Source organism: Blautia sp. MSJ-36, from assembly GCF_018917985.1.
GTDB lineage: Bacteria > Bacillota > Clostridia > Lachnospirales > Lachnospiraceae > Blautia_A.
Genome location: NZ_JAHLPQ010000007.1, coordinates 1 through 26,604, shown reverse-complemented (window position 1 = coordinate 26,604; position 26,604 = coordinate 1). Strand labels below are relative to the sequence as shown.

The window sequence follows — 26,604 nt, the reverse complement described above, 5'->3', positions numbered from 1 at the left end:
AAATGAATTCTATTATGGATTACTTTATTTCTCTGCAGGAATCTCAGTCTGCAGATATAAATGAGCAGTCGGTAGAAATGTGGAACAGACGTGCAGAATTTTGGGAAAATGCACGCAAAAAGAATCAAAAAGGAGACGAACGTATTGTCAGTGCGGTGAATTACCTCAAACAAAAGGGACTTCTTGACAAAAATTATGATGTAGCAGATATCGGATGCGGACCCGGCCGTTTTGCTGCTGCCTTTGCCAGGCACGTACATAAAGTAATCGGACTTGATATTTCCGACAAAATGATCTCACACGGAATGGAACATATTCAAAAAGAAGGATTAAGTAATGCCTGTCTTTATGTATGTGATTTTCAAAAATTAGATATCGAAAAAGCAGGTTATAAACATGCCTTTGATCTGGTATTCAGTTCAATGACCCCCGCACTCCACGGTATGAACGGACTGATGAAGTCCATTGAAATGAGCCGGGCATGGTGCTGCAATATTACACATCTCGAAAGACGGAACCTACTCCGTGAGCAGATTATGCAGGATGTATTTGGCAGACAATTAACGCCTCAGTGGAATGGCCGATGGTTTTTCTCTCTTTTTAATATATTATTTTTACTTGGCTATGATCCGGAAACAAGCTATGAAAAATCTCACCGCGAAACCTGGGTAACTCCGGACGAGCAATACATTGACTTTCTTACGGAACACATGCTTCCATCTGAAGAACACACACTGGAGAATGTACATAAGATCACCGAATGGGTTCATGCCCATTTAAATGAAGATGGACAAATCAAAGAAGTCACACATTCCGCTTATGGAAGAATTCTCTGGGATATTAGAAACAAAACAGTTCGACCTGATTACAGAACTGTCATAAATGACATCACGGCAAAATAATCGGTATTACTACAAAATAAAAAGGAATTCTAATATGGCTCGACATATATTTTTAACCGGAAAAAAACAGATTGGTAAATCTACATTGATTCAAAAAGTATTAAAAAGTTATCAGGGAACTGCAGACGGGTTTCTGACCGTACGGACAAAAGAATATCTGGGAGATCAGTATTCTGTCCATATGTATCACCTGAAAGAACCCAGAAATCCAAATGAACAGAATCTTCTGTTTGTGTGCGGAAAAGCCAATGAGTATACTACAGATACTTTCAATTGTCTTGGTTGCAGGATTCTTTCCATGTGTTCTGACTGTTCCCTGCTTATTATGGATGAGCTTGGTCCACATGAGGCAAAAGCCGCTTTATTCCGCCAGGAAATCTTACGTATTCTGGATGGACAGATTCCTGTTCTTGGTGTCTTACAGGAACCTGCCGAAGCCTGCTGGCCTGAAATAGTAAATCATCCGAATGTAGAGATAATCACACTTTCCGAAGGCACCCGAAATGATCCCTCTTTATGTGAGCATATTCTGTCTGGTTTTTGATGATAACATTTGAGCCTTCAGCTCATTCTTCCGTTTTCGACAGAAATCACTCTGTCCGTGATACACATCGTTGATTTTCTGTGACTTACCAGCAGTACTGTTTTTTCTTTACAGAACTCTTTCAGAGCTTTCAGAATAACGGTTTCATTTAAACTGTCCAGATTACTGGTCGGTTCATCGAGCAGAATGAGCGGCGCATCATGCAGAAATGCTCTGGCTACACCAAGACGCTGCCGTTCTCCTCCTGATAATGTCTCACCAAGTTCTCCTATGTTTGTCTCATATCCTTCCGGCAGCGATTCTATGAAATCATGGATGGAAGCTCGCTTACATGCTTCCACAATCTGCTCATTCGTTGCATCTGGATTTGCGATCAGCAGATTTTTTCGGATACTGTCATGAAAAAGAACAGTATCCTGTGTCACAAAGCTTTCATTATTTCTGAGAGATGATGTATTGATATTCTTTATATCTTCTCCCGATATGGATACCACTCCTTCATTCACATCCCAGAATCTCATCAGAAGCTTTAAGAGTGTTGATTTTCCACTTCCGCTTTTACCAATAATTCCAACGATTCCCTTTTTCGGGATATCCATGGAGAAGTCTTTTAAGATACATTCATTATCATAGGAGAACTGAACATCTTCACAATCTGCTCCGTTAAATACAATGTCTTTCTTATTTTTCACTTCACAGATCACCGGTTCCTCATCCAGAATATCAAGCACTCTGTTCCCTGCTGCAATCGTGTTCTGAAGGCCTGTTCCAAGGTTTGCCAGTGCAATTACCGGACCGAAACTGCTCATAAGTGCTATCACCGATACCACTGCACTTCTTCCGTCAATCACCCCTTTGTCCAGAAGCATTGCCGCAATCAGTACCATGAGTACATCAAATACAAGCATTATACCGCTTGTCACGGCTACACTTGTTCCTCCGGCACCTTTGAGCTTTTTCTCCTTTTCAGAAAGAGAATCAGAATATTCTCAGATCTCCTTCAGACGTTTTTCACCAGTCCCATACTGAATGCTCTCCTTCACGCCTCTTAAACTGTCCAGAACAAAGGCATCCAGATTTCCAAACTCTTCCCTGAAACCTTCGCCATATTTTTTGCTCATCTTTGATGCTACAACAGGCACCACGATTCCTACCACCATATAAGCAGTAAGAGCCAGAGCTCCCAGTGCAGGATGAAAGCTTCCAATAAAAGCTGTCATAATAATGGATACAAAAATTGCAATAAATATTGGACTGATCGTATGAGCATAAAACACTTCCAGAAGTTCAATATCTGCCGTCAGAATGGCAATAAGATTTCCTTTGTCTCTTCCTTCCAGCTTCGCCGGTGCCAGTTTTCTGAGTGCTCCAAACACTTTGCCACGAATCAGTGCCAGCAATTTGAAGGCAAGATAATGATTTCGATTCTGCTCCAGAAGATGAAAAATCCCCCTGAGAACAGCAATGATCGGAAGAATAATACATATTGTCTTTACAGAACTTCCTGTGATAGCCATCCCACCAAGAACAGGGATAAATATCGCACATAAATGTCCCAGAACGCCCATAGTAACCGCCAGAATCATCGTTCCTGTAAGTGGTTTTACAAGAGTAAGTATCCACCCTTAGGCACTTCTCTTCTCCACTTAATCATTTTCTTCTCCTAATGGAACTTCCCGGATAATATATTCGGTATCGCCATAAAAGCCATACTCATTACGCAATCTATGACGTTCCACATATCCATGATGCTCTAATTCCTTAATTGCAGAACGAACAGAATCAATCCCATCTCTGCTCAATGTTGCCAGTCCTTGCATATTGTAATTCCAGTCATCTGGCAAACTTAACATCAGCGATAATAGACCTTTCGCTTTCAATGTCAGATTCTTATTCTTGAAATGGTGATTACTCATTACCGTAAAATTCTTAGTTCTCTCTACACGAAAAATCTGTGCCATGCTCCTCACTTCCTTTCCAGACAGAAAAAGACGCAAGCCATATTCTTATGACTCACGCCTTTCTGCATAACTTACTTTTCTATTCTTCTATTTCCAATTCCAATCTCTGTAAAATATCTCTTACAATACCTGCATCTTCAATCAGATTAATTCCAAAACATTTTTTACCTACATCCTTCAAAGACGCACCCACATGATATGCTTTCGTTTTATCAAGAATTAAAAAACGATCATGAAATGCTCTTGTGTACTTCACATCCAGTTTAGGATACTGTGCATTAAAGTTATCTACATCTGTTTGAGATAATTTTGTCCGTTGCTGTGTATAAACTGTCACCGCCACATTTTCTTTCTTTTTGGACAACATATTTAATGTTCCTACATCCACATAGCCATCTACCAGAACAATTTCCATTTCTGCTTTCTGAATCAGTCCTATCAATAAGCTGAATGCATCATATATCTGACCATCAAAAAATATCTTTTGATTAGACTCCTCATGATCTGATATGTACTCAAAAATCTGCTCCAGCTTTTCATCTGTCTTTTTCTGATATTCCAGTTGTTTTAGCTCAACGTTACTAATCCTTTCAAACAAAAGTGCATTGTTGGCTATAAACCGTCGCATTTCTACAAATGCACGCATAATACCTATACTTACATTAATTGCCACCTCGCTATGCAATACACTTGCAAGCATGGATATTCCCTGCTCTGTAAATACATACGGTAATGTACGTCTGCCACCATAACCATTTTCTGTTCCACTGCCATTTGAGGTGCCAAATTGGCATTTCAAGTTACTTTACCGCACAATCATTTCTTATGAGTTCCCAAAATCCATGTTCCCATTTTACCCTATTTTTCTCATTCTGCCTACTGCTATTTTTCATACAATAATGAGGTCGCAATCCACGACCTTATCACCTTCATTTAAACATAAATCAATTCCTTGAAAATAATCTCTTCCGCAATCGCTCTGTATTGATTGGCTGCTCTTACCCATGCCATTTGATCTGCTTCTTTATCCGGCAGTGGTTCTTTTTCTTCTAACTGTTTCAGTATTACCTCTTCCCGTTCTCTGGCTGCCTTGTCCACTTCCAGAAGATGCTCTCCAATGGTATCCTGTAAAAGCATCACCTGATAGGTTGAATTTCGATAGTTTTTCAGATAATCTCTGCGAAGAAAACCATACTTGCCAAGTTGCTCCATCTGCTCACCGGATTTATAGGTGAGCAGATGGAGCAGATATCCATTTACATTTGTATACGTTATATAAATAGGACATTCGCAATCCGCTTTCGCTACTTGCTCATGAACGCAGTTGCTTCGCTACCTGCGTTCATTTTATTAGCACTCTCCATTTCTCATCATTTTTTGACCACAAATTTACGACATTTACGACAAATCTGACACTGCTTTACAATACCAGACAAAATGACTAATGCCACGGAAAGCCTGTAAAACAGGCACTTCCGGGATACACAAGGCAGGACAAAAATCGACTTCCATTATCAAGAGGTGAGTGCTAATTATTTTGTGAAAGATTTTGTGCCCTTTTTTTTCCAACCAGATTTTGTGAATTGTTAATGTTTGATTGATTGACAATTACCGAGCTATTCCCGTATATTTAACAAAATGTAACAAGAATTCTCCTACCTCTTCAGGTAGTGAGATGAATTGTAGATTTGAGCATAAATAACCCATAAATACTCATAAATACTCCCAAAAGATTTATGTAACCCAAAAAAGAAACACTTGTTCTGACAGTTGAATTGTATTATAATATAAGAAGAACATATTGTTCGAAAAACGATGATTAAATTCATTTACTTATATGTGGAAATTAGGTGAGAAAAATAAACCGGGCAGTAAAAATACGAATCTATCCAAATGCAGAACAACGTGTGCAAATAGAAAAAACAATCGGGTGCAGCCGATTTATCTATAACTGTATGCTAGCGGATAAAATAGAACATTATAAAAAAGAAAAGAAGATGTTAAGGAACACACCAGCCAGTTACAAGAAAGAATATCCCTGGCTGAAAGAGGTGGATTCATTGGCGTTAGCAAATGTACAGATGTATCTGGAAAGTGCATTCCGTAAGTTTTTTCGCGAACCATCTGCAGGATTTCCGCGTTTCAAATCAAAGAAGTCATCAAGAAAATCTTATACAACAAATGTAGTGAATGGAAATATCTTTCTGGAAGGAAAATATTTGAAACTACCTAAGATGACGACTGTCAGAATAAAGCTTCACCGTCCAATATCAGAAAAATGGAAACTGAAATCAGTGACAGTCAGCAGGGAGCCATCTGGAAAATATTTTGCCAGTCTTTTATTTTGCAGTGAGAACCAAACAGCAGAAAAAAAGCCGGCAGAAAAATATATCGGGATCGATTTTGCGATGCATGGAATGTGTGTGTTTTCTACCGGTAAAAGAGCTGAATACCCGATGTTCTATCGAAATACAGAGAAAAAGCTTGCACAGGAACAGAGAAAGCTGTCCAGATGTCAGAAAGGCAGTCAGAATTATAAGAAGCAGAAGAAAAGAGTTGCACTGTGCCATGAAAAGATCCGAAATCAGAGAAAAGACTTTCAGCATAAACTCAGTACCAGTCTTGCCGAGAACTACGATGCAGTATGCGTGGAAGACTTGAATCTGAAAGGGATGGCAGGAGGACTTCATTTTGGAAAAGGCGTACATGATAATGGATATGGCCTGTTTCTGTCTATGCTGAAATATAAACTGGAGGAACGAGGAAAATATCTGATAAAAGTAGATCGTTATTATGCATCCAGTAAAATTTGCAGTGTATGTGGAAAGAAAAAAGAAGAATTGACTTTATCTGATAGGATTTATTGCTGTGAATGTGGAAACAGAATGGATCGAGATGTAAATGCAGCAGTTAACGTCATGAAAGAGGGAAGAAGAATCCTGGCAGAATGTGCATGACAGCACAATAGAAAGTCCGTAACCGGACTAATAAAAATCGCGGGGCACGCGAGGATAGCTTGTAGATACTTGGCTCAGTAGAGCCATTGAGCAAGAAGCCCCCACTTCAAAATCAGAGATTTAAGTGGTGGGAGCATGTCACCCCATAAAGCAGATACAAAATCCCAGATGTACAGGTGAACAGACATGAAAAATATCCATAGCATTGAATTTTATACCGGAAGCAAGGAAGAATTGCTTCCCGGTTTTGAAAAAGATTTTCCCTATATCGCTTCGAGGGCAGAACTTGACAAATATATAGGGTGTTATGTACCGTGGCACTGGCACAGGACAGTGGAACTTTTTTATATGGAAAGCGGCAGTATTGAATATGATACGCCAGAAGGAAAAATATTGTTTCCGGCTGGAAGCGGCGGCATGATAAATCCCAATGTACTTCATATGACAAAAGCAATATCGCAAAAAGAAAAGAATATACAGCTACTTCATATTTTCGACGTTTCCTTACTTGCCGGAGAACAAGGAAGCAGGATTGAACAAAAATATATTTCGCCTGTCATAACAGCACCGCAGATTGAGGTAATCCCGCTTTTTCCGGGCAATGCAGAAGAAGAAAGGATTTTGAAACTGCTTACTGCCTCATTTCGTTTATCCAGTGATGAATTTGGATATGAAATAAAACTACGGGAAGCCCTAACGGAAATATGGCTCATGCTTTTTGAACTTTCACGTTCTATGCGTGAAAAGAAAGTGGGACATAACAAAAGCAACGATAAAATAAAGCTGATGATGATATACATTCATGAACATTACAGAGAAAAAATATCTATTCCGAAACTTGCTGCGGCAGCATATTTAAGCGAAAGGGAATGTTATAGAGTGTTCCATGACTGTCTGCACATGACACCCATCGAGTATATAACAACTTACCGTTTACAAGTTGCCTGTCAGATGTTGGCAAAGGGGCAGGAAGCTGTTACTGTTATCAGTCATGAGTGTGGTTTAGGGAGCAGCAGTTATTTTGGAAAAGTTTTTCGGGAATATGCACATTGTTCACCTACAGAATACAGAAAAAAATGGCAGAATAGTGATAGGTAATGGCGGAAAAGAAATATTTTTCCTATATCTTTTGCATTATAATGATACCTGTAAAGTAAACTAGCAATTTACAGGAGGTGAGTGCATGATGGTAAAACTGAACATTCAGAATGCAGAACTGGCATTAAGGGAAGCGTCAGAATCCAATCCGGGAGCATGGGCAGATCATTCCCGGTTTGTAGCCGAAGCCTGTAAAAACATTGCATCACATTGTAAAGATTTATCTTCTGAACAGGCATATATTTTCGGATTGTTGCATGATATTGGACGCTATGCCGGAGTGAGTTCGGAAAGGCATCTGATAGACGGCTATCGGTACTGTATGGAGCGCGGATGGGAAAAAGCTGCACAGATATGTATCTCCCACGCATTTATGATTCAGGATATTGCCACATCTATCGGTGTGTTTGATGTCAGTGATGAGGATTACCTGTTTATGAAAGAATTTGTTGCAAATGCGATATATGATGATTATGACCGTCTTGTACAGTTATGTGACGCATTGGCTATGCCGACGGGGTTCTGTCTTTTGGAAAAGAGATTTGTAGATGTGACAATACGGTACGGTGTTCACACGGCGACAATAGACAGGTGGAAAAGGATTTTAGAGATCAAAGAACAGTTTGAAAATCAGATCGGCTGTTCTATCTATTCTCTGCTTCCGGGTATTGTGGAAAACAGTTTTTGTTAGGGGGATACCACCCTATCCCTCCTAATTGTGTTGCAGTAGGGAATCCATACAGGGTGATACGTTATTTTGATACAGGCAAGGAAAGGTGGCAGCATGAAGTATAAGCATATTGTTTTTGACATTGACGGTACTCTGATTGATACGGAATATGCTGTATTACATTCTTTACAGGAAACTATAAAGGAATTGTCCGGGAGAAAGATACCATGTTCTGAACTAAGATTTGCGTTAGGTATTACAGGAACAGACGCTTTGAAAAAACTTGAGATAAAAGACACTTCCTATGCGATAGAATTATGGGATAAAAATATGCGTAACTATACAAATACCATTAAAGTATTTGACGGAATCATTGAATTATTGAAAAATCTTCTAAGTCTGGATTATGAAATGGGGATTGTCACATCAAAGACAAGGGAAGAATTTACACATGATTTTTGTCCGTTTGGTATCAGTCATTATTTCAAAACAATCATATGTGCAGACGATACACAGGAACATAAACCCAATGCCGCACCGATTTTGAAATATGTGGAATTATCAAAAACAGACCATAGTAAAGTGCTTTATATTGGAGACAGCAAATATGACAGTAAATGTGCGGAAGATGCAGGAATTGATTTTGCTTTGGCAGTATGGGGCAGTCATAATAAGCACATAAAAGCAGATTATTTTTTAGAAAGACCTGCTGACCTGTTATCTGCTATCACTTCAGAGAAATTGTATTGGCAATGAAAGACCGGGCGAAAATGACTCTGGCAGTTAAAATGTTCATAGAAGTTTATACGAAAGCAAGGGCTTTTGGATATTCCCCAACTGTGGCTTATTTCTCAGTGCGCCAGTTTCCAGCTTACCGCCTGCTGCCTTGCATCCACAAATCTCTTATAAATACCTTCCTGCCTCATTAACTGCTCATGTGTTCCCTGCTGCACAATTCTTCCTTTGTCTACAACCACAATCTGATCTTCTTCCATTCTTTTCCTGCTCTTTCCAGACAGTTAGCTTCGTAATATGCATCTGCGATCGGCACCACCATGGCAAGATGACACAACTGCCACATATGCATATCCATTACTTTCTGATATGGTATATGAGCATGCCTCAATATCTTTGAAAATTGTTTTGTTCTTTCGGAGCTATTTCCTGATATTTCTGCAAATGTTGTTGGCTGAATCATCCTTGGAGTGAGTGCTGCATCAAGGATGCCATCCTCATTTATACTTCCGCCAGCTCCAGGAAAAGCCGGTAATATTTTTCCTTTTCCAACAATGTCTTCCCATAAAAGCAATCCATTATTTCTTAAAGCCTCAAGTCTTTTACCTCTGGCATAAATACTTGTATCATAACCAGCTTCTGCGAATAAGGCGGCATACAAGGATCCAATCACACCTGCACCATAAATCAATATTCTCATAGAAATCTGCCCTCTTTTATATTGTCCTATAAATTGTCACTGCAAATTATTAGCTGTGTCTAACTTTCATTTTCTAAAAAACCGTGTGAAAACAAAACTGTAATTCCACACGGTTTTTTTCTTATACATTCAGTATGTCACCTTCACCTGATTTATCAATTAGATTTTATCTCAATCTTATTATGCCTCAGTCTCCAGAGAATCCATATTTTTCCACCCATAGCGAAAAATAGAGATCATCATAGACGCTTCACTGACTATTTCGTCCAATATTCCTGCCCAGGAGCCAACCGCAATATCATATATGATCCACAGTGGCAAATTGATCAGCATTCCGACTATACGGATTTTCCGTGCATTGCATGTATATCCACCTATCGTTGCCGCAATATTAGCATTGACACTCCCCACAGCTAAAGCAGGGGGATTCTTGCTTCTCCCACTACTGCATTGGTAAACACCTTACGGTACTGCAATGTCTTACACAGTGTCCACAAGCTATATTTATACTGTTCCCGTATGCCCTACGGTACAGTTTTTATCTTTATGCAGACTGCATCTGCAGTCCTTTTTTCAGAATATTGATACTTGCATTCGTATCCCGGTCATGAACCGCATAGCATTTGGGACACTCCCAGATACGGATGCCCAGATTTTTTATCCGTGGATTTCTGTAGCCACAACAGCTGCAGGTCTGACTGCTCGGATACATCGTTGGTACTCTGTGAATTTCATTTCCATACCAGCCAGCTTTATATTCCAGCATTTCAAAAAATTTTGCCCAGGAAACACTCGCTATCGATTTTGACAGTTTATGATTCCGGATCATCCCCTTAACATTCAGATCTTCAATACAGATGGTTTGGTTTTCACGCACCAGCATCGTTGACTGTTTCTGTAGGAAATCATTCCGCTGATTGGTTACTTTCTCATACACTCTTGCCACCCTGATCCGCTGCTTCTCGCGGTTATGGGAATCTTTTTGTTTTCGGGAAAGCCTGCGCTGTTCTCTTATGAGTCTTCGCATTGAGCGTTCCAGATATCTGGGATTTGATACCGTATTTCCATTACTGTCGGAGTAGAACGCTTTGATTCCGACATCAATCCCTATCGTTCCGCCAGCATTTGAGCGTGGTTCCGGTTCAAAATCAACATTTAAAACCGCAAAATATTTTCCAGCCGGTGTGTGCTCAATGATCACGTGATTAATCTTTTCCACTTCCATCGACTGCCGTATTTTAACAAATCCAAGTTTCGGAAGTTTGATATATCTTCCCACAATACGGATATTATCTTTTTGATTTACCGTTCTGTATGACTGGAACCGGTTATGTTTACTTTTGAAGGTTGGATAGGAAGCCCGTTTCTGAAAGAAATTCACAAATCCCCTGTCGAGATCCCGCAAAGACTGCTGTAATGCAATGGAATCTGCTGCTTTCAGAAAGGCAAACTCCTCTTGCTTTTTCAATTCAGTCAACATGGCGGAAGTCTGGGAATAGCCGATTTTTGTCCCATTTTCATAGCCTTCCCTGCGCATGGCAAGTCCCCGGTTGTAGATGAACCGGCAACATCCCAGGGTCTGATGGATGAAGTTTTTCTGTTCTCTGTTCGGGTAGATCCTGAATTTAATTCCTTTTTGCATTATCCCATCTTATCCTTTTGTCTCTGCGATGTTTTCTGGTTTTCAATATACTGTTTTACTGCTTCCAGTGGGGCACCGCCCACCGTCGATACAAAATAGCTGTTTGTCCAGAGAGTCGGCATTTTCGTTTTAAGATAGGGAAATTCCTGTCTTAAAATTCTGGACGTATAGCCTTTAAATGACTTTACAGCTTTGTGGATGCCAAACTGAGGATCTACTTCCAAAAGCATATGAACATGGTCTGGCATGATCTCCATTTCCAGAATGTCTACAGAAAGATTTGCAGCATACTCTGTGAGCAGCTCCTTCAGCCGGACGTCCACACCATTAATTAATACTTTTCGTCTATACTTTGGACACCATACTACCTGGTATTTACAGGAATAGACGACATTGTTGTTTGATTTATATGTTGTGTTCATATTTATATTATACTATGGTTTATTAGTTAATACAATTACTATTTTGTCCATCTTCAATTACTTGCATAAATTCGATGGACGCGTCTTATATCCCCATAGCTGAAGCAAGGGGTTTTACGACGCATTGGATAAATCCAATTTTTTTGCTGCCAATTTCCCCGCAGTAAGTGCAGCTCCATACGCAGCCTCTTCTTCATATTCAGGAACCTCCATCGGCATTTCGAATATTTCTTCTGCCATTCTTCTCATCAGCGGGTTTCGGCGAATTCCGTTTCCGGAGCCAGCCAGACGGGTGCCCTTTTTCCCGGTGAGCTGACACATCTGCTCATACTGCTCATGCAATTCGTTAAGGATCCCACAGATCACACCGACCGTCAGTGCACCAGGATGAAAGTTCTCTACACCAATCCCTGCGATCATGCCCCTGTGAGACGGATCACTTCTTGTCCCTGAAAAAGCCGTGTCTACTTTCCATGCAGCTTCTTTTCCGTATGTTTCAATAAATTTTTCTGCCTGCTCCTGCATCCGGGAATACAGTCTTTCTTCGGTTTCTGTAGCCTCTCTGTAAAACTGTTCCAGCATCGCATACGCACGACCACCACACAGGGAAGCTCCTACAAGGATATAGCTGTTTTCGGTACAGGGGCGAAGCTCCACACTGCCGCTGCATTCTATAAACTTCTCTGTCACAAAGGAAACCTGGCTGCCGGTTCCTACATTCAGGAGTACGGTATCTTTAAGATCCCGGACGGAACCAAACAGACTCGCCTGATTGTCACCGATCGATCCTATTACCGGTACACCGGCTCTTGTTTCTCCGATTAAAAAATGTCCCTTTCTTACTTCCGGAAGATAAGAAGTATCTACACCGGCTTTCTCCAGGGCTTCATACCGAAATTCCCGTTTTTGCAGGTCAAAGCAGCCCCAGCTTGCCGCCATGTCAAGTCCGATAACAGGGACAGTATTTTCACACAGACGCATGGCAATATAATCACTGATCGTCGTCATCCTTACAGCATCCTTCGGGATCTGATCATTCTTCTGAAGATAAAAATGTGTCACTACACCATATCCGGACGCCGCCGCACCCACTCCCTGCAAAAGCTCTGCACAGGTTTTTCCGTTTTCCAATGGAATCTCTCCGCTTCCATCCTGCCAGGTATAAAGAGGACTCACTGCCTTGCCGGAAGCATCCACATACAGCATTCCATGCATCTGCCCTGTAAACCCTATTCCATCTGGCAAACCATTCTCCTTCTGCTGCTTTATAAGAAGCTCCCGGACGATCTCATAGATCCGTTCCGGATCCTGCAGCTTCTGTTCCGGCTTACTGCTCCGCAGAAAAGAATTATGCTCCACTGTTTCCTTTGCAAGCAGCTTTCCCGTTTCTGTGTCTGTCATTACGACACTGACTGTTGTTGTGCCGATATCAATCCCCATGATCTTCATCGTCTGTTTCCGTCCTTTTCTGTGATCTTTACTATAGAAACTGTCATCATATGAGAGGATTATATTATCGTTTGAGGATTAATGCTATCTTTTTTGGTTTCCTGCTCAGGTTTCTCGATCCTGAGCATGCGATATCCGATCCCAATATGCGTCTGGATATATTGTCCCCCGTTTTTTTCAGGCTCCAGTTTTTTCCGCAGTGTTGCCATAAAAACCCTGAGAGAAGCAACATCGTTTTCCGAGCAGCGTCCCCAGATCTGCTGAGTAATATATGTATGTGTCAATACTTTTCCAACATTACGGGATAAAAGGCAGAGCAGCTTATACTCAATGGGCGTCAGATGCAGTTCTCTGTCCTTCAGGAATGTACAGCCAGCCGTGTAATCTATCTTTAATCCACCATTTTCAAAAACAGATGTTTCCGGCTGTTTTCCTGCCGGCGTTATGGCAAGCCGCCTTTGACTGACACGGATACGCGCAAGTAATTCTTCTACTGAAAATGGTTTTGTGATATAATCATCTGCACCCGCATCCAGTGCCTCTATTTTGTCCGTATCTTCACTTCTGGCACTGATCACGATGATAGGCATATTCGACCAGGTACGGATTTTCTTTATTACCTCTACTCCTTCCATATCAGGAAGGCCCAGATCCAGAAGAACGATATCCGGATTGTGTGATGAAGCCTCCAAAATGGCCGAAGCCCCATTTTCTGCAGCCAGATATTTATAGTCATGTGTTTTTAAAGTGGTAACGATCAGGTTCCGTATGGGTCTGTCATCCTCAACCACCAGAATTAATGTCTTATTCATTTAATGTCACCTCGCTTAATGGTAAAGTAAAAGTAAAATTACATCCATGCGGAGCATGATCCGAAAGAACCAGTGTTCCATCGTGTGCTTCTATGATAGAGCGGCAAAGTGCCAGGCCAAGCCCCAGACTCCGTTGGCTGTCTGCAACGGTTGTTTTCCCTGTATAAAACATCTCAAAAATATGTGGCTTCATTTCATCCGGAATTCCAGGGCCATTATCTTCCACGCTTACCTGTGCTTTCCCGGCTTTTTTGAACCCCCGAATGCTAATGACAGAGCCTGACGGCGTATATTTTATCGCATTATCAATCAAATTTACCAGAACCTGTATAATAAGATGCACGTCCATACGTGTAAGAACAAGTTCTTCACAGTCCGCCACGATCTTATACGCATCATGCTTCCGGCTGACATGCCGGAGTGACTCTGCTATTACCTCATCCAAAAGCTGATCCGTAAATTTAAACTTCAATCTTCCATCATTGAGCCTAGTGATTGAAAGCAGATTTTCCACAACTCCGATCAGCCACTCTGAATCGTCATGGATGTCCGTGTAGATCTGATACCTTGTAGCTTCATCCAGACGGTCACTGTTACTGAGAAGCATATCTGCATTTCCGGAAATAGAACAAAGCGGAGTACGCAGGTCATGGGAAATCGCCCGGAGAAGATCGCCACGCAGCTGCTCATTTTTTGCTAAAACCGCATTTTTTTCTTTTTCTATGGCATTTTGTACATTCTCCATTGCAAGTGCACATTCATTTATTACAGACAGCAGGATGCTGTATTCATAAGAGTCCAGTGTTTCTTTCTGCAGAGGGATCCCGATTACGCCATAAACATTATTCCCGCTTCGAATTGCCAGATATAAGCATTTTGCCTGTGAGAAATACTGTGTGGATGCGCCGGCACGCTGTCTGTTTTCATAAGTCCATCTGGCCGCCTGTTGTTCTTCCTGTGTCAGAAAATCCTCTGTGCTCTCTTTTTCCCCGGAAAAAAGCTTTCCTTCTGATAAAGTTCCATTTTCCACAACATATGCCGTGATGCTGCGGTTTAACAGGCGTATCAGCTGTGTACAGGTAACTCCGAGGATTTCTGTCTCACTTTTTGCCTTTTGCAGCAGACGATCCGTATCAAACAGAACCTGTGTGCGAAAGGCAATCTGCGAAGACAGCTTTGCATGCATTTTCAGCTTTGCCGCAAGGGTTCCTGTAAGTACGGACGAAATAAGCATTATGAAAAACGTCACCGGATATCCCACCGCATATGTCTCAAAAGACATCCTTGGCTCCATCAGGAAAAAGCAAAATAAGAATACACTTAAAAAGGAGCCGGCTACACTGCAAAGATAACCATCTGTCACGATCGAAGTGATCAATACGCCCAAAATGTATATCGTTACAATATTTGTATCTGTAAGATCCAGTTTCTGAAACAGCAGGCCGATCAAAGTGCATACTGCAAATATAAAAACCGTCAGCAAGTAATCTTTTGCAGACGGTTTTTCCACATACCATGCAAATGGCCGTTTCGGATAGGTTCTGTTTTTTACTGTATCCTCCATTTTCAAGCTCATTCTGTCATTCTCCTTCTACTGCTGTTTTCTGGAATTATATCACGCAGCTGTTCTGTGGTCAAAATTTTTTCTTCATGGCAATGAGCTATATGCGGAAGCACTTCTGAAGATCTCTGTATTCTCCTAATACCAGTAATTTATCGTTTTCTGCAAAATATGTTTCCGGTGAAATTGCAATACTGAATTCCTCTTCATTTTTTACTGCCAGAATATTAATATTGTAGCGTTTTCTGATGTCAAGTCCACCCACTGTTTTTCCAACCCATTCTTCCGGCACTTCCACTTCAAAAATTGCATGGGAAGCGTCCACCTCCATATAATCCAGTATATGATCATCTGTATAACGGATGGAAGCCCATTTTGCCACCTGCTTTTCCGGATAAACTACCTTATCGGCACCATTGCGTAAAAGAAATTTTTCCTGAACATCACGTTCAGCTCTGGATATCACCAATTTTGCACCCAGTTCTTTTAGAAGGGATGTTGTTTCAAGAGAATTTTGAAAGCTATCTCCAATGGTCACAAAACAAATGTCGTAGTTTCCAATTCCAAGGGACTGTAAAAATTCAGCATTGGTGCTGTCACCAATCTGAGCATTCGTCACAAATGACAGTACTTTGTCCACTCTTTCTTCCTTCCAGTCAACTGCCATAACTTCATGTCCCAGCTGATTGAGCTGCATGGCAATATGTCTTCCAAACCTTCCAAGTCCAATAAGCAATACATTTTTCATAATATTATTTTTCTCCTTCTTATCCAACTGTGATTTTTTCCAGAGGGAGCTTTGCATTTCCCTTATTTCTTCCGGAAAATACCGCATAGATCAGGGTCAGACCACCTACACGTCCCAGATACATCAGTATGATCAACACGACTTGTGAAAAAACATGAAGTTCCGGTGTGATTCCCAGCGTCAGCCCTACCGTACCAACAGCTGAAGCAGCTTCGTACAGACAATCTAAAAGCGGAAGGCCTTCGTACACACTGATCGCTATTCCGCCGCCAAAGAACAAGGCAAAATATAACATGGCTATTGTCGCTGCATTTTTTATCACATGATATTCAAGTCTTCGCCCAAAAGCTCCTGCATTTTCCTGACTTCGAAATGTCGCAATTGCATTTAAAATAAGTACTGAAAAAGTTGTTGTTTTCATTCCACCTGCTGTAGATCCCGGTGAACCACCAATTAGCATTAACAATATCATAACTGCTTTTGATGCCTCACTCATCTCTGAAATATTTATAGTATTAAATCCGGCAGTTCTTGTCGTTACCGATTGAAACGCTGCTGCTAACAGGCGTTTTCCCATGGGTAATTTTGTCAGATCACAGATATAGAAAAAAACTGCCGGAAATAAGATCAGGCATGCGGTAGTCATGAGAATGATCTTGCTTTGCATGCGGTAGCGTTTAAAGTTCCGTTTGTTTGTATAAATATCATCCCATGTGAGAAAACCGATTCCTCCTGTAATGATCAACAGCATAATTACCAGATTTATAAGTATATTTCCGGAATACCCAGTCAGCGATGGAAACATACTGGAATCTGTCCCCAGAATATCAAAGCCGGCATTACAAAAAGCAGAGATTGAATGAAAAACTGACATCCAGATTCCCTTTTTTCCATAATCTCCCATAAAAACCGGCAGCAGCAACACCGTCCCTGCAGCTTCGATCAAAAATGTTCCCCTCAAAATAAACCTTGTCAGTCTGACGATTCCTCCGACTTTTGGAGCTGAAATTGCATCCTGCATGGTGCTTCTTTGCATGAGGGATATTTTCTTTCCGGAAAGAAGGGAAACAGACGCAGCCACAGTCACTACTCCAAGCCCACCTGTTTGTATGAGTGCAAGAATGATCGTCTGGCCTGCCAGGGACCAGTAGCTTCCAGTGTCCTTTACCACAAGACCTGTAACACATACCGCCGAAGTGGCTGTAAAAAGTGCCTCATGAAATGGTGTGATCACTTTCTCCGCAGAAGAAAATGGAAGCATCAGCAGAACGGTTCCCAAAAGGATCACTCCTGCAAACCCCATGATAATCAGCTGAAAAGATGTCATATGTTTTTTCTTATATGATTTTTCCGGCATAAATGATCAGAACTCCTTATCAATACTTTTAACAGTGCTATCCTCGTAACGCATTTTATTATATATAACTGCTTTCAAAGATAGTATAAAAGTCTCTGCTTCCGTATTAAGATTTTATAAAGATATGATATTGAATTGAGAATTATTTTAACCGAATCAAGGAAATTACCTGCTTTGATGATCCTAAGCATTACCTTAATACTACAGTTTTTCAATTGTAAACTCATTTTATATTTGCAGTTGACATTCAATATTTCTATGTGATAAAGTGATACCCGTACAAAAAAACTCAAAAGGAAGGTATTGACATGAACACTGCATCATGCGAAAAAGAAGCTCCATCGCTTTCCAGAGATGAAGCCATTGCAATTTTAGATACTCCGGACGAAGAACTTGAGGCACTGATTGACCGTGCCAGCAGTTTACGTTACAAATATAAGGGAAACCGGGTAAGCATCCACATCCTTACCAATGCCCGCAGTGGTAACTGTTCCCAGGATTGTGCCTACTGTGCCCAGTCATGTCGTTCCACTGCCGATATTGATAAATACAAATGGGTAGATGAAGACAAATTATATCAGGACAATGATTTCGTAAATGATTATCATTTATCCAGACACTGTATCGGTCTGAGTGGTATGAAATTTACAGATAAAGAGATTGAAGAGCTGGCCCGCAGGATACGCAAAATGAAAGAACAGGGAACTCATCTCTGCTGCTCCATAGGCTTTCTCACAGAGCACCAGGCAAAAGTGCTCAAAGAAGCAGGTCTTGACCGGATCAACCATAACCTGAACAGCAGCCGGTCCTTTTATCAGAATATCTGCAGTACACATACCTTTGACCAGCGTGTCCAGAATATCCATATGCTTCAGGGTCTTGGTTTTGAGATCTGCAGTGGCGGTATCATTGGCATGGGTGAAAGCAAAGCAGATGTTGTTGACATGCTTCTGGAATTACGTGAGATCCAGCCGGAAGCACTGCCCATCAACTTCCTCCTGCCAATTAAGGGAACTCCTCTTGGAAATGCCGACATTTCCTATCTGACAACAGAATACTGCATGAAAGTCCTCTGTCTTGCCAGACTTCTGGTGCCTACAGCCGATATCCGCTGTGCTGCCGGAAGAGAAGTATATTTCAAAGGCGAAGAAAAGAAACTGCTCAGTGTTGTAGATTCTATTTTTGCTTCCGGTTATCTTACAGAAGGCGGACAGGGAATCGAAGATACCCTGAAAACCATCACGGATGCAGGATTTACTTATGAGATTGAATCTGCGTAAGCATCCTTATGGACATATGACCTGTCATACACACTTACAGCATTTCATTGCTTACCCGAACCAGTAAATATATTACCTTTTTCAAAGGAGGCTCTTTTAATATGAACCAGACAAATACTGTCTCTGCACCACGTACAAAAACCTACGAGATCACCATGACCGCTCTTATGGCAGCTGTCACCTGTATTCTTGCGCCGCTGTCCATTCCAATCGGTCCGGTTCCGATCTCATTTACCAATCTTGCCATCTATCTGTCTCTTTATCTTCTCGGATGGAAAAAAGGAACCATCAGCTATCTGATCTATCTTCTGCTTGGACTTGTAGGTCTTCCGGTATTTTCCGGATTTACCGGTGGCCCTGCAAAGCTGGCCGGTCCTACAGGCGGATACATCATCGGCTTTATCGTTATGGCTGTTATTGCCGGACTGGTAATTGACAACTGCCATAAGCCTCTGATCCAGCTCGTTGGTATGATTGCCGGAACAATTGTATGCTATCTTTTCGGAACTGTATGGTTCTGCATCGTTGCAGATTCCACTTTCAAAGCAGCTCTTGGAATCTGTGTAATTCCGTTTATCCCGGCAGATCTCATAAAAATGATCATCGCCATGATCATCGGACCAATGATAAAAAAAAGAATCCGATAAACTGAAACTCTGATATTTTAAAAGAGGCAGCAGGAAATTTCCAACATTTCCTGCTGCCTCTTTATCGCATTTCATTTTTCTTATCTGAGTTTTTTCTTCAGCTCCTGGATCAGTTCAAAATAATCTCTGTGCTTCATCTCCGGGAAAGCCTTAAGGATTCTTCCCTGGCCGAATACCGTATGGTTTGTGATAGAGCTTGACAGCTCATCAAACTGTGCCTGAAGTTCCGCTTTCTTCATCCGAAGCATTTCAACAGATCTTTCTTTCTGAGCCACAGTCGCATCTCTGAGCTCTGCCTTAGCAAGGGCAACCTGAACCTTTCCTTCTCCCACCTTCTGTGCTGTGTCAATGGTAGTTGTTGCCAGAGTATCACTGAGCTTATCGCTCACGATCCGCAGATCCGCACGTACCTTATCCAGTCGGGTAAGCTTCTTGTTCAGTCCGCGGATTACCGCTACTGTTACAATAAAATCTGCCAGATACACCGCATACAGAATTGCCATAACAACCCATTCCAGTGTGGAAGGTGTATGAGAAGCCTGACGCTCCACATACTTCTGAAAAACCTTTACAACCATCACAATGGCAAGTCCCCATATCAGGGAAAACTCAAGACAGATATAGCCGTGAAAATTCAGTGGCTTATTGGAATAATCCCACCATCTTGCATGGAAGCATACATCCAGAAGCCATCCGGCAACCAGCTCTACCGCAGTTGCAAGAACGATCCCAAACAGAAAGATCATTCCCTCACTCATCTGATGTCCGCCGCTCTGAAGCGTATTGAGCAATGCAAACACGGAAAGTACACCAAATCCGTACACCGGGCATACCGGACCGTTGAGAAATCCCCGGTTTATAACCTTTCCTAAGGTTACTGCATGGAAGATAACTTCAACGACCCATCCTCCAAAAGAATAAAACAAAAAATACAGACATATCTGAAAATACGTCATCCCGCAAATCATCCTGTGCTCCTCCTTTACAGCTGTCAAGATCCCGGCAGCTATTCCAGGGTCAGTACCATCACCTCTGCCAGGGTGATTCTGATTATATCATATCACCCCGGCATTTACATCCCTTTATCCGTTCATTCTTCCGGAACAATTTCTTTTTTCGCACGGGTGAAGTACAGAAAGAATCCGATGTTCAGAATGATTCCCACTGTGGTAGATACCGGTGCTGCAAGTCCGATCTTTGTCAGGCTGGCATCTGGCTGGATACTCATGAAGTACGCCATTGGAAGTCGTACCAGAAGTGTCTGTACCAGGCCCTGGACCATAACCCAGATGGTCTGGTTGTTTCCGTTGAAATAGCCTATCATACTGAACAGAACAGCTGTTACCAGTGTCTCGGGAGCAAAACCCTTCAGATAATCAAAGCCCTTTTGGATAACGCCGGCATCTGTTGAAAAGAATCCTGCCAGTACATCCCCCTTAAGCAGGATCAGGATAAATACCAGGCATCCCACAGACAGGCCAACTCCGATTCCCGTAAGCATGGATTTTCTCGCACGTTTCGGCTTTCCGGCTCCTACGTTCTGTGAAACAAAGGAAGCCATGGACTGCATCAGGGAGCTTGGAACCAGCATGGCAAAGTTTACGATCTTACATGCAACTCCGTAACCGGAGGATGCTTCCAGACCCAGGCGGTTGACAAATGCGCACAAGGCCAGGAATGAAATCTGTGTCAGGAATTCCTGAAGTGCCAGCGGCAGTCCGATCTTAAGAAAGCGTCTGCACTGAGGATTCAGCCGGAAATCTTTTTTTGTAATGGTAAACGGCAGCTCCTTCTTTATCAGAAGAACTACTGCAAATACAACACTTAAGGCCTGAGCAGAAACCGTAGCAATAGCTGCCCCTGCTGCATCCATATGTAAGCCGGCTACCAGTACCAGGTCTCCGATCACATTTACAATACATGCCACCAGAACAAACAGCAGCGGAGATTTACTGTCACCCAGGCCACGGAAGATGGCAGACAGCAGGTTATATGCAACAATAAAGAAAATTCCGCTTCCACAGATCCGTACATAAGATGCAGTCAGCGCTACTGCTTCTTCCGGTGCCTGCATCAGCACGGAGATCGGATGTGCAAAACCTACCATAACAATAAACAGCACGACAGAGATCATGGTAAAAACGATCGCAGCTCCGCCGATAACGGAGCCGATCTGCTCCGGTCTTTTTTCTCCAAGATAACGTGCGATCAGAACTGTGATACCCATAGCAAACTGAATCACTACAAAGGTAACAAGATTCAGGACCTGGCTTCCGGTGGAAACCGCTGACAGTCCGGATGTGGAACCGAATCTTCCAACTACAAGAAGATCGACCGCACCATAGGCAGCCTGTAGGATCAGCGCGCCAAGTACCGGCATCATAAAAGCAACCAGCTTCTTCAGGATATTTCCCTGAGTAAAATCTGCCTTATCATTTGTCATAATGTTCCCTCCTGTCGCACATGATCTGATAAAATTTCCCGATGGTCCGGATCATACTGTCTGCTTCTTCTTCGGAAATCTCTGAAAGATAGGGTGCCAGACTGCTGAAATAATCCTGATCATATTTTCCGGAAAGCCTCTCTCCTTTTTCTGTTATGGAAATGTAAGTAACGCGCCCGTCATCCGGAGACACGAGCTTCTGAAGATATCCCTTTGTCTCCATTTCTTTCACTGTTCTGGTGACACCCGGACGCGGCAGGTTCATGGCGTCACTGAGATCGGAGATCCTGATATCTTTTTTTTCTTTCTGCAGAGAATGGATCGCATCCAGATACCGAATATAGGATGGCATTACTCCCTGGGGCAGTGGCGGAAGCATATCCCGGATCCGCTTTGCCTGATAAAATGCATCAAACATCCGCTTGATCTTTTCATTTGTCATAAAAAAACCCCTTATATAATTATCTTTGTTAATTACCATTGATAATTATATAAGGAATTTATGGTTTGTCAAGCATGTTTTACTTTTCTGTCATAAAGTAACTTTCTATTACTCTATGCTTCCAATGCCTCTTTCAGAGAATCCTCAAAGATCTCCAGGCCTTTCTCCATCTGCTCATCCGTCATGGTGAGCGGTGCAAGGAAACGAACTACATTGCCTGCTGTTCCACAGTTCTCAAGAAGGAGTCCCTTCTGGATCGCATTCTGGATCAGCTTGGCTGTAAGCTCTGTTGCCGGTTCTTTTGTTTCTTTATCTTTTACAAGCTCAATACCGATCATAGCGCCAAGTCCACGTACATCACCGATCACCGGATATTTCTCCTGAAGCTCTTTGTAGCGTTTCATGACAACCTCGCCAATGTGTCTTGCTTTTCCTGCGTAATCGTCACGTTTCATGATATCCATAACAGCCAGTGCTGCTGCACAGGATACCGGGTTTCCACAGAAGGTTCCACCGATGGTTCCTGCCGGTGCTGTATCCATAACTTCTGCTCTTGCTGTGATAGCGGAAATCGGAAGACCTGCACCAAGAGATTTTGCGGTTGTGATGATATCCGGTGCTGCGCCTGCTTCTGCCCAGTACTCAGATGCATAATATCTTCCTGTTCTGCAGTTGCCACACTGAACCTCATCTGCAATCATCAGAATTCCGTTGTCATCGCAGATCTTGCGGACTGCTTTTACCCACTCGATCGGTGCCGGGATGAATCCACCCTCGCCCTGGAACGGCTCAACGATCATGCAGGCGATCTCACTTGCAGGTGCTCCTTCGTCAAAGATTCTCTGAAGCTCATCAATATAATACTGAATTGCTTCAGCCTCTGTGTATCCTTTAGGTGCTCTGTACAGATATGGGTACGGCGCACGGTAAATTCCGGCCGGAAATGGTCCCATACCAACGGCATATACTTTCTTGGCTGTCAGTGCCATGGTCAGGTTTGTTCTTCCATGGAAAGCACCTGTGAAACAGATCACGCCGCTTCTTTTTGTGAAGGCTTTTGCAATCTTGATGGCATTTTCATCACACTCTGCACCGGAGTTTGCGAAGTATGTTTTTTTCACATCTCCTTTACACGGCATGATCTCATTTAATCTTTCAGCCAGTGTTACATAACCGTCATGTACATATACATTGAAAATTGTATGGAAATATTTTTCAGTCTGTTTTTTTACCGCCTCGATGACTTCCGGATGGGAATATCCGATATTCAGGACGCCAACACCGCCGACCCAGTCAAGGAATTTATTTCCGTCCATATCTTCAAACATGGCTCCTGATCCCTGTTTGATGCAGATCGGATATGTTTTTCCGCAAAGTGCTTTCGGGATCGCTGCGTCTCTTCTGTCAAGAAGTTCTTTTGATTTTGGTCCTGGAACCTGCTCTGTTACGATCTCCGGTAATGCGGTTGCTAATTCTGCTGTTGTCATAATACTTCTCCTCCTTTATCTGGTCACGGCTTTTCTGCTCCTTCGAAGCAAAAAAACAGGCGTCGGATGTGTTATCATCCGACGCCTTTGTCGTTTATCTGCTGTGTTATTTTGTTTTTTGATTTAGGTAGATTATAGCATTTTCAGGTTTGAAATCAATAGGCCTGGTGTTGCATGTTTTTTGTGCACGGTGCACAATTTCTATTATCTGCGATACCGATATCGCCTGATCAGAAACGCCATCTTCAGCTCCAGGCAGGTATCCAGGTTTTCAAGATCGCATCCCAGGATCTCCCGGATCTTTTTCAACCTGTAATTTAAGGTATTCCTGTGAAGAAACATCTCTTCTGCCGTCTTTTTGGCATTGCAGCTGCAGTTCAGATAATTTTCCAGTGTTTCACTTAAGTTTCCATCGTTCAGTTCATCTGCCTGCAGCAGCTTTCCGATTTTTTCTTCCATATAAGTATCCAGGATTCTGGAATCGTCCACATGGGAAAGTAATGTATAGATTCCCTGATCCCTGTAAAAAAATATCTGCCCCTTCAATCCGGAAACTTCTGCTGCCCGAAGTGCTGAGGAAGCTTCGTTCCGGCTGTCTTTTACCTCATCCAGATACGCCCTACTGTTTCCGGCTCCGATCCGAAGCTCTATTCCATATTCCCTCTGTGTCCGGTCCACAATTCTGGTAAAAATTTCCTTTATATTACTTTCCTCAGATTCTCTGTCCGGGATCAGTGCAAGGATGGAACCCGCCTGTGGAAGGATCAGAATATCCTGTTTTATGTAACTGGAAAATTCAGCGCAGATCACACGCTTCACCTTCCGTCCTGCTGTCAGGGAATCATCGTTTTCCCCTCCGCTTTCTGTATTTCCGGCCGCAAACACAAATTCCGCTACAAAAAAACTCCCCTCCAGATCAATATTCAGATATCTGGCCTGTGCCATCACACGCTCCCTGCTTAAATGTTCTGCATCCAGAATAGAGGAAAACAGCTGCTCTGCGGCATTTCGGTCATTTTCTTCCAGAACAAGCATGCGGCAGATGATCTGAGACAGATCGATCAGAGGATATTTCTCCGGAAGCTCAAAAAGAGGCAACGCTTTCTCTTCACAGTATTGCATCAGTTCCTCTGATATCTGGCCTTCATTGATTCCAAGAGCCGTAATTCCATGCCCATACATCTGCCGGATCATCTCCATCAGCTTCCGACTGTCATCCGTAACACTGGGATTGGTCAGAACTACAAATTCGTCTCCGTGGATATAGTTTTCGATCTTATATTCACTTTTTACACATTGCAGACAGTCTGCAAAATAAATCCATCGAACAGATTGCTCCAAACCGTTTTTTCCTGCTTTCAGCTTCAGAACCTCTGTAAGCTCCGGAATCTGCATCATATCTTTACAATTCATAAAGTTCTATTCCTCCCACTGGTGCCTTTTCATATCCACACAACCATTTGTCTTAAATTCAACACCTTCATCTTCCAGAAGTTCCCTCTGTTCTCTCCATCCTGGTGCAGTACGGCCTGCATGATTCACAACTCTGTGGCAGGGATATTTCCCATAAAATTCTGCCATGCTTAAAACTTTTCCTACAAGCCTCGAATTTTTATCCCAGCCGATGAGACGTGCAATCTGCCCGTAGGAAGCCACTTTTCCTGCCGGTATTTCTTCCACCACGGATAGTATTTCGTAGATCAGATCCTCATCCAGTATTTTTCCCATTGTTGTTCCTCCGAAGCATTTTTTATTTTATATCCACAATTCTTCCCAGGTCAATCTTCGTTCCATCTGTCAGAAAGATTTTCTGGCTGCAGTCGTCAATCTTTTTTATCTGCCCGGTGACGGTTACATAGGAGCCTCCCTCTTTCCGGTCATCCGGCTGGAAATAGATGATGGTGACGGACTCTGTTCTCTCCCTGTCGGCTATCAGCTGCCGGAGTTTTTCATCCAGTTCCTGCTTTTTGTCTTCGGAAAGCTGTACCCAGTTATCGGTGAGTCTGGCTGTTTCCCGGATTGCGTCTTCATAGCCGGTAAGGGCTGCAAAGGGGGAAAACTGTGCAGCTCGGTCATAGAGGGGCATCTGTGGGTGTGTTTTTGAAACATGGTGAGGCAGGTTTATGATGTCCTGGTATTTGCCTTTTGGTTTCTTTTCCATTTATGCTCTGTGACCTCCGATCTGGTTGTTCCGCTCTATGGTTGTGGAACCTTCCTGTAAGCTGCTGCCTTTCAGTATGGCATTTTTTCCGAATTTCTTTTTTACGGAAAGCATAGCTTCTTGGAGCTTTCGCTCTTTTTCCTGTTTTTCTTTTTCTGCTTTCTGTTCTGCCTCTGACACTTCTGATTTAAGGTAATCCGTGAACAGATTCATCTGCTGATATACGGGCTCTGCCGCTGCCAGTTTTTCATCTGTGAGCTGATTGGCTGTGATATAGACACGCCGGATCAGAAGTGTTTTATCCGTGATACGCTCATACAGGTCAAGGACTGCCTTCATGATCGTTGATGTGGATGAGGTTGGATTGTCCAAATTTACAGTTCCGTGACCATGTTTGGGAATTTTTCTTCCATAACGGTCTGTTTTTATTTCGCCCTGATATTTTTTCCTGCCGGAGGAAGATTTCAATAGCGATAGGTAATCCTTTGAAGTTATCTCCGGATTTTCCCCCGCTCCACACCGTGCATGCGACTTTCACCGCACACGGCGCTCCATCGAATTCAGCCGTCCAGGGCTTTTAAACACA

Annotated in this window: 28 protein-coding genes and 2 pseudogenes; 8 read left to right on the top strand and 22 right to left on the bottom strand. The window is 42.4% G+C overall.

Annotated features, from left to right (window positions below; genetic code table 11):
* Positions 1-2 precede the first annotated feature (2 nt).
* Complete coding sequence (locus tag KQI39_RS07090) at positions 3-902, top strand: class I SAM-dependent methyltransferase (protein WP_216417464.1); 900 nt, start codon at positions 3-5, stop codon at positions 900-902.
* A 34-nt stretch (positions 903-936) separates the two neighbouring features.
* A complete protein-coding gene (locus tag KQI39_RS07085) occupies positions 937-1,446 on the top strand; it encodes a nucleoside-triphosphatase (protein ID WP_253293102.1) in 510 nt (169 codons plus the stop codon).
* A 17-nt stretch (positions 1,447-1,463) separates the two neighbouring features.
* On the opposite strand, the pseudogene KQI39_RS17870 reads toward KQI39_RS07085, so the two are convergent.
* The 4 genes and pseudogenes from KQI39_RS17870 to KQI39_RS07065 all read right to left on the bottom strand — a co-directional run bounded on the left by KQI39_RS17870 (position 1,464) and on the right by KQI39_RS07065 (position 4,688).
* Positions 1,464-3,065: pseudogene (locus tag KQI39_RS17870) on the bottom strand (amino acid ABC transporter ATP-binding/permease protein).
* A 27-nt stretch (positions 3,066-3,092) separates the two neighbouring features.
* Complete coding sequence (locus KQI39_RS07075; RefSeq protein ID WP_019162573.1) at positions 3,093-3,407, bottom strand: helix-turn-helix domain-containing protein; 315 nt, start codon at positions 3,405-3,407, stop codon at positions 3,093-3,095.
* Positions 3,408-3,486: 79 nt separating this feature from the next.
* Positions 3,487-4,107, bottom strand: a complete 621-nt coding sequence (locus KQI39_RS07070; RefSeq protein WP_216417462.1) for a cell filamentation protein Fic — start codon at positions 4,105-4,107, stop codon at positions 3,487-3,489.
* 233 nt (positions 4,108-4,340) lie between these two features.
* Complete coding sequence (locus KQI39_RS07065) at positions 4,341-4,688, bottom strand: TnpV protein (RefSeq protein WP_216417610.1); 348 nt, start codon at positions 4,686-4,688, stop codon at positions 4,341-4,343.
* Between the two features lie 569 nt (positions 4,689-5,257).
* Here KQI39_RS07065 and KQI39_RS07060 point away from each other — a divergent pair.
* The 4 genes from KQI39_RS07060 to KQI39_RS07045 all read left to right on the top strand — a co-directional run bounded on the left by KQI39_RS07060 (position 5,258) and on the right by KQI39_RS07045 (position 8,888).
* The gene (locus tag KQI39_RS07060) at positions 5,258-6,364 is read left to right on the top strand and encodes an RNA-guided endonuclease TnpB family protein (RefSeq protein WP_330653974.1); all 1,107 of its coding nucleotides are present in this window, start codon (positions 5,258-5,260) and stop codon (positions 6,362-6,364) included.
* 186 nt (positions 6,365-6,550) lie between these two features.
* On the top strand, positions 6,551-7,462 hold the full coding sequence (locus KQI39_RS07055; protein ID WP_216417460.1) for a helix-turn-helix transcriptional regulator: 912 nt from the start codon (positions 6,551-6,553) through the stop codon (positions 7,460-7,462).
* Between the two features lie 88 nt (positions 7,463-7,550).
* Positions 7,551-8,153, top strand: coding sequence for an HDOD domain-containing protein (locus KQI39_RS07050; protein WP_216417606.1), 603 nt, complete (start codon positions 7,551-7,553; stop codon positions 8,151-8,153).
* A gap of 93 nt (positions 8,154-8,246) precedes the next feature.
* A complete protein-coding gene (locus KQI39_RS07045; RefSeq protein WP_216417458.1) occupies positions 8,247-8,888 on the top strand; it encodes an HAD family hydrolase in 642 nt (213 codons plus the stop codon).
* A gap of 95 nt (positions 8,889-8,983) precedes the next feature.
* Here KQI39_RS07045 and KQI39_RS07040 read toward each other — a convergent pair whose 3' ends face one another.
* The 10 genes and pseudogenes from KQI39_RS07040 to KQI39_RS06995 all read right to left on the bottom strand — a co-directional run bounded on the left by KQI39_RS07040 (position 8,984) and on the right by KQI39_RS06995 (position 17,558).
* Entirely contained in the window at positions 8,984-9,127 is a 144-nt protein-coding gene (locus KQI39_RS07040; RefSeq protein WP_216417624.1) for a hypothetical protein, read from the bottom strand.
* Positions 9,112-9,567: pseudogene (locus tag KQI39_RS07035) on the bottom strand (ketopantoate reductase family protein); the annotation flags it as partial. The gene KQI39_RS07040 and the pseudogene KQI39_RS07035, both read right to left, overlap by 16 nt.
* Positions 9,568-9,747: 180 nt before the next feature.
* Positions 9,748-9,978, bottom strand: a complete 231-nt coding sequence (locus KQI39_RS17865; protein ID WP_334300791.1) for a YgjV family protein — start codon at positions 9,976-9,978, stop codon at positions 9,748-9,750.
* A 133-nt stretch (positions 9,979-10,111) separates the two neighbouring features.
* Positions 10,112-11,209: an IS200/IS605 family element RNA-guided endonuclease TnpB gene (tnpB, locus tag KQI39_RS07025; RefSeq protein WP_216417456.1), complete on the bottom strand. Its 1,098-nt coding sequence runs from the start codon at positions 11,207-11,209 to the stop codon at positions 10,112-10,114.
* On the bottom strand, positions 11,209-11,631 hold the full coding sequence (gene tnpA / locus KQI39_RS07020) for an IS200/IS605 family transposase (protein ID WP_216417455.1): 423 nt from the start codon (positions 11,629-11,631) through the stop codon (positions 11,209-11,211). The genes tnpB and tnpA overlap by 1 nt, the downstream gene beginning before the upstream one ends.
* 114 nt (positions 11,632-11,745) lie before the next feature.
* Positions 11,746-13,080, bottom strand: a complete 1,335-nt coding sequence (locus tag KQI39_RS07015; RefSeq protein WP_216417453.1) for a sedoheptulokinase — start codon at positions 13,078-13,080, stop codon at positions 11,746-11,748.
* Positions 13,081-13,139: 59 nt separating this feature from the next.
* Entirely contained in the window at positions 13,140-13,892 is a 753-nt protein-coding gene (locus KQI39_RS07010) for a response regulator (RefSeq protein ID WP_216417451.1), read from the bottom strand.
* Complete coding sequence (locus tag KQI39_RS07005) at positions 13,885-15,468, bottom strand: ATP-binding protein (protein WP_216417449.1); 1,584 nt, start codon at positions 15,466-15,468, stop codon at positions 13,885-13,887. The genes KQI39_RS07010 and KQI39_RS07005 overlap by 8 nt, the downstream gene beginning before the upstream one ends.
* An 85-nt stretch (positions 15,469-15,553) precedes the next feature.
* Positions 15,554-16,201, bottom strand: a complete 648-nt coding sequence (locus KQI39_RS07000) for a potassium channel family protein (protein WP_216417447.1) — start codon at positions 16,199-16,201, stop codon at positions 15,554-15,556.
* Between the two features lie 19 nt (positions 16,202-16,220).
* Positions 16,221-17,558, bottom strand: a complete 1,338-nt coding sequence (locus KQI39_RS06995; RefSeq protein WP_216417445.1) for a TrkH family potassium uptake protein — start codon at positions 17,556-17,558, stop codon at positions 16,221-16,223.
* 308 nt (positions 17,559-17,866) lie between these two features.
* Here KQI39_RS06995 and bioB point away from each other — a divergent pair, with 308 nt between their 5' ends.
* Positions 17,867-18,838, top strand: coding sequence for a biotin synthase BioB (gene bioB / locus KQI39_RS06990; protein ID WP_216417443.1), 972 nt, complete (start codon positions 17,867-17,869; stop codon positions 18,836-18,838).
* A gap of 101 nt (positions 18,839-18,939) precedes the next feature.
* Positions 18,940-19,485, top strand: a complete 546-nt coding sequence (locus tag KQI39_RS06985; protein WP_015527251.1) for a biotin transporter BioY — start codon at positions 18,940-18,942, stop codon at positions 19,483-19,485.
* An 80-nt stretch (positions 19,486-19,565) separates the two neighbouring features.
* Here KQI39_RS06985 and KQI39_RS06980 read toward each other — a convergent pair whose 3' ends face one another.
* The 8 genes from KQI39_RS06980 to KQI39_RS06945 all read right to left on the bottom strand — a co-directional run bounded on the left by KQI39_RS06980 (position 19,566) and on the right by KQI39_RS06945 (position 26,486).
* The gene (locus tag KQI39_RS06980) at positions 19,566-20,453 is read right to left on the bottom strand and encodes a putative ABC transporter permease (protein ID WP_216417440.1); all 888 of its coding nucleotides are present in this window, start codon (positions 20,451-20,453) and stop codon (positions 19,566-19,568) included.
* Between the two features lie 122 nt (positions 20,454-20,575).
* Entirely contained in the window at positions 20,576-21,928 is a 1,353-nt protein-coding gene (locus tag KQI39_RS06975; protein WP_216417439.1) for an MATE family efflux transporter, read from the bottom strand.
* Positions 21,918-22,370, bottom strand: coding sequence for a MarR family winged helix-turn-helix transcriptional regulator (locus KQI39_RS06970; protein WP_216417436.1), 453 nt, complete (start codon positions 22,368-22,370; stop codon positions 21,918-21,920). The genes KQI39_RS06975 and KQI39_RS06970 overlap by 11 nt, the downstream gene beginning before the upstream one ends.
* Positions 22,371-22,483: 113 nt before the next feature.
* A complete protein-coding gene (locus KQI39_RS06965) occupies positions 22,484-23,857 on the bottom strand; it encodes an aspartate aminotransferase family protein (protein WP_216417435.1) in 1,374 nt (457 codons plus the stop codon).
* 204 nt (positions 23,858-24,061) lie between these two features.
* Positions 24,062-25,270, bottom strand: coding sequence for a PucR family transcriptional regulator (locus KQI39_RS06960; RefSeq protein WP_216417433.1), 1,209 nt, complete (start codon positions 25,268-25,270; stop codon positions 24,062-24,064).
* Between the two features lie 6 nt (positions 25,271-25,276).
* Positions 25,277-25,585 carry an MGMT family protein gene (locus KQI39_RS06955; protein ID WP_216417431.1) on the bottom strand — a complete coding sequence of 103 codons (309 nt, stop codon included), beginning with the start codon at positions 25,583-25,585 and terminating at the stop codon, positions 25,277-25,279.
* 22 nt (positions 25,586-25,607) lie between these two features.
* On the bottom strand, positions 25,608-26,018 hold the full coding sequence (locus KQI39_RS06950) for a hypothetical protein (RefSeq protein ID WP_021977027.1): 411 nt from the start codon (positions 26,016-26,018) through the stop codon (positions 25,608-25,610).
* On the bottom strand, positions 26,019-26,486 hold the full coding sequence (locus KQI39_RS06945; RefSeq protein ID WP_256443729.1) for a DinB/UmuC family translesion DNA polymerase: 468 nt from the start codon (positions 26,484-26,486) through the stop codon (positions 26,019-26,021).
* Positions 26,487-26,604: the final 118 nt, after the last annotated feature.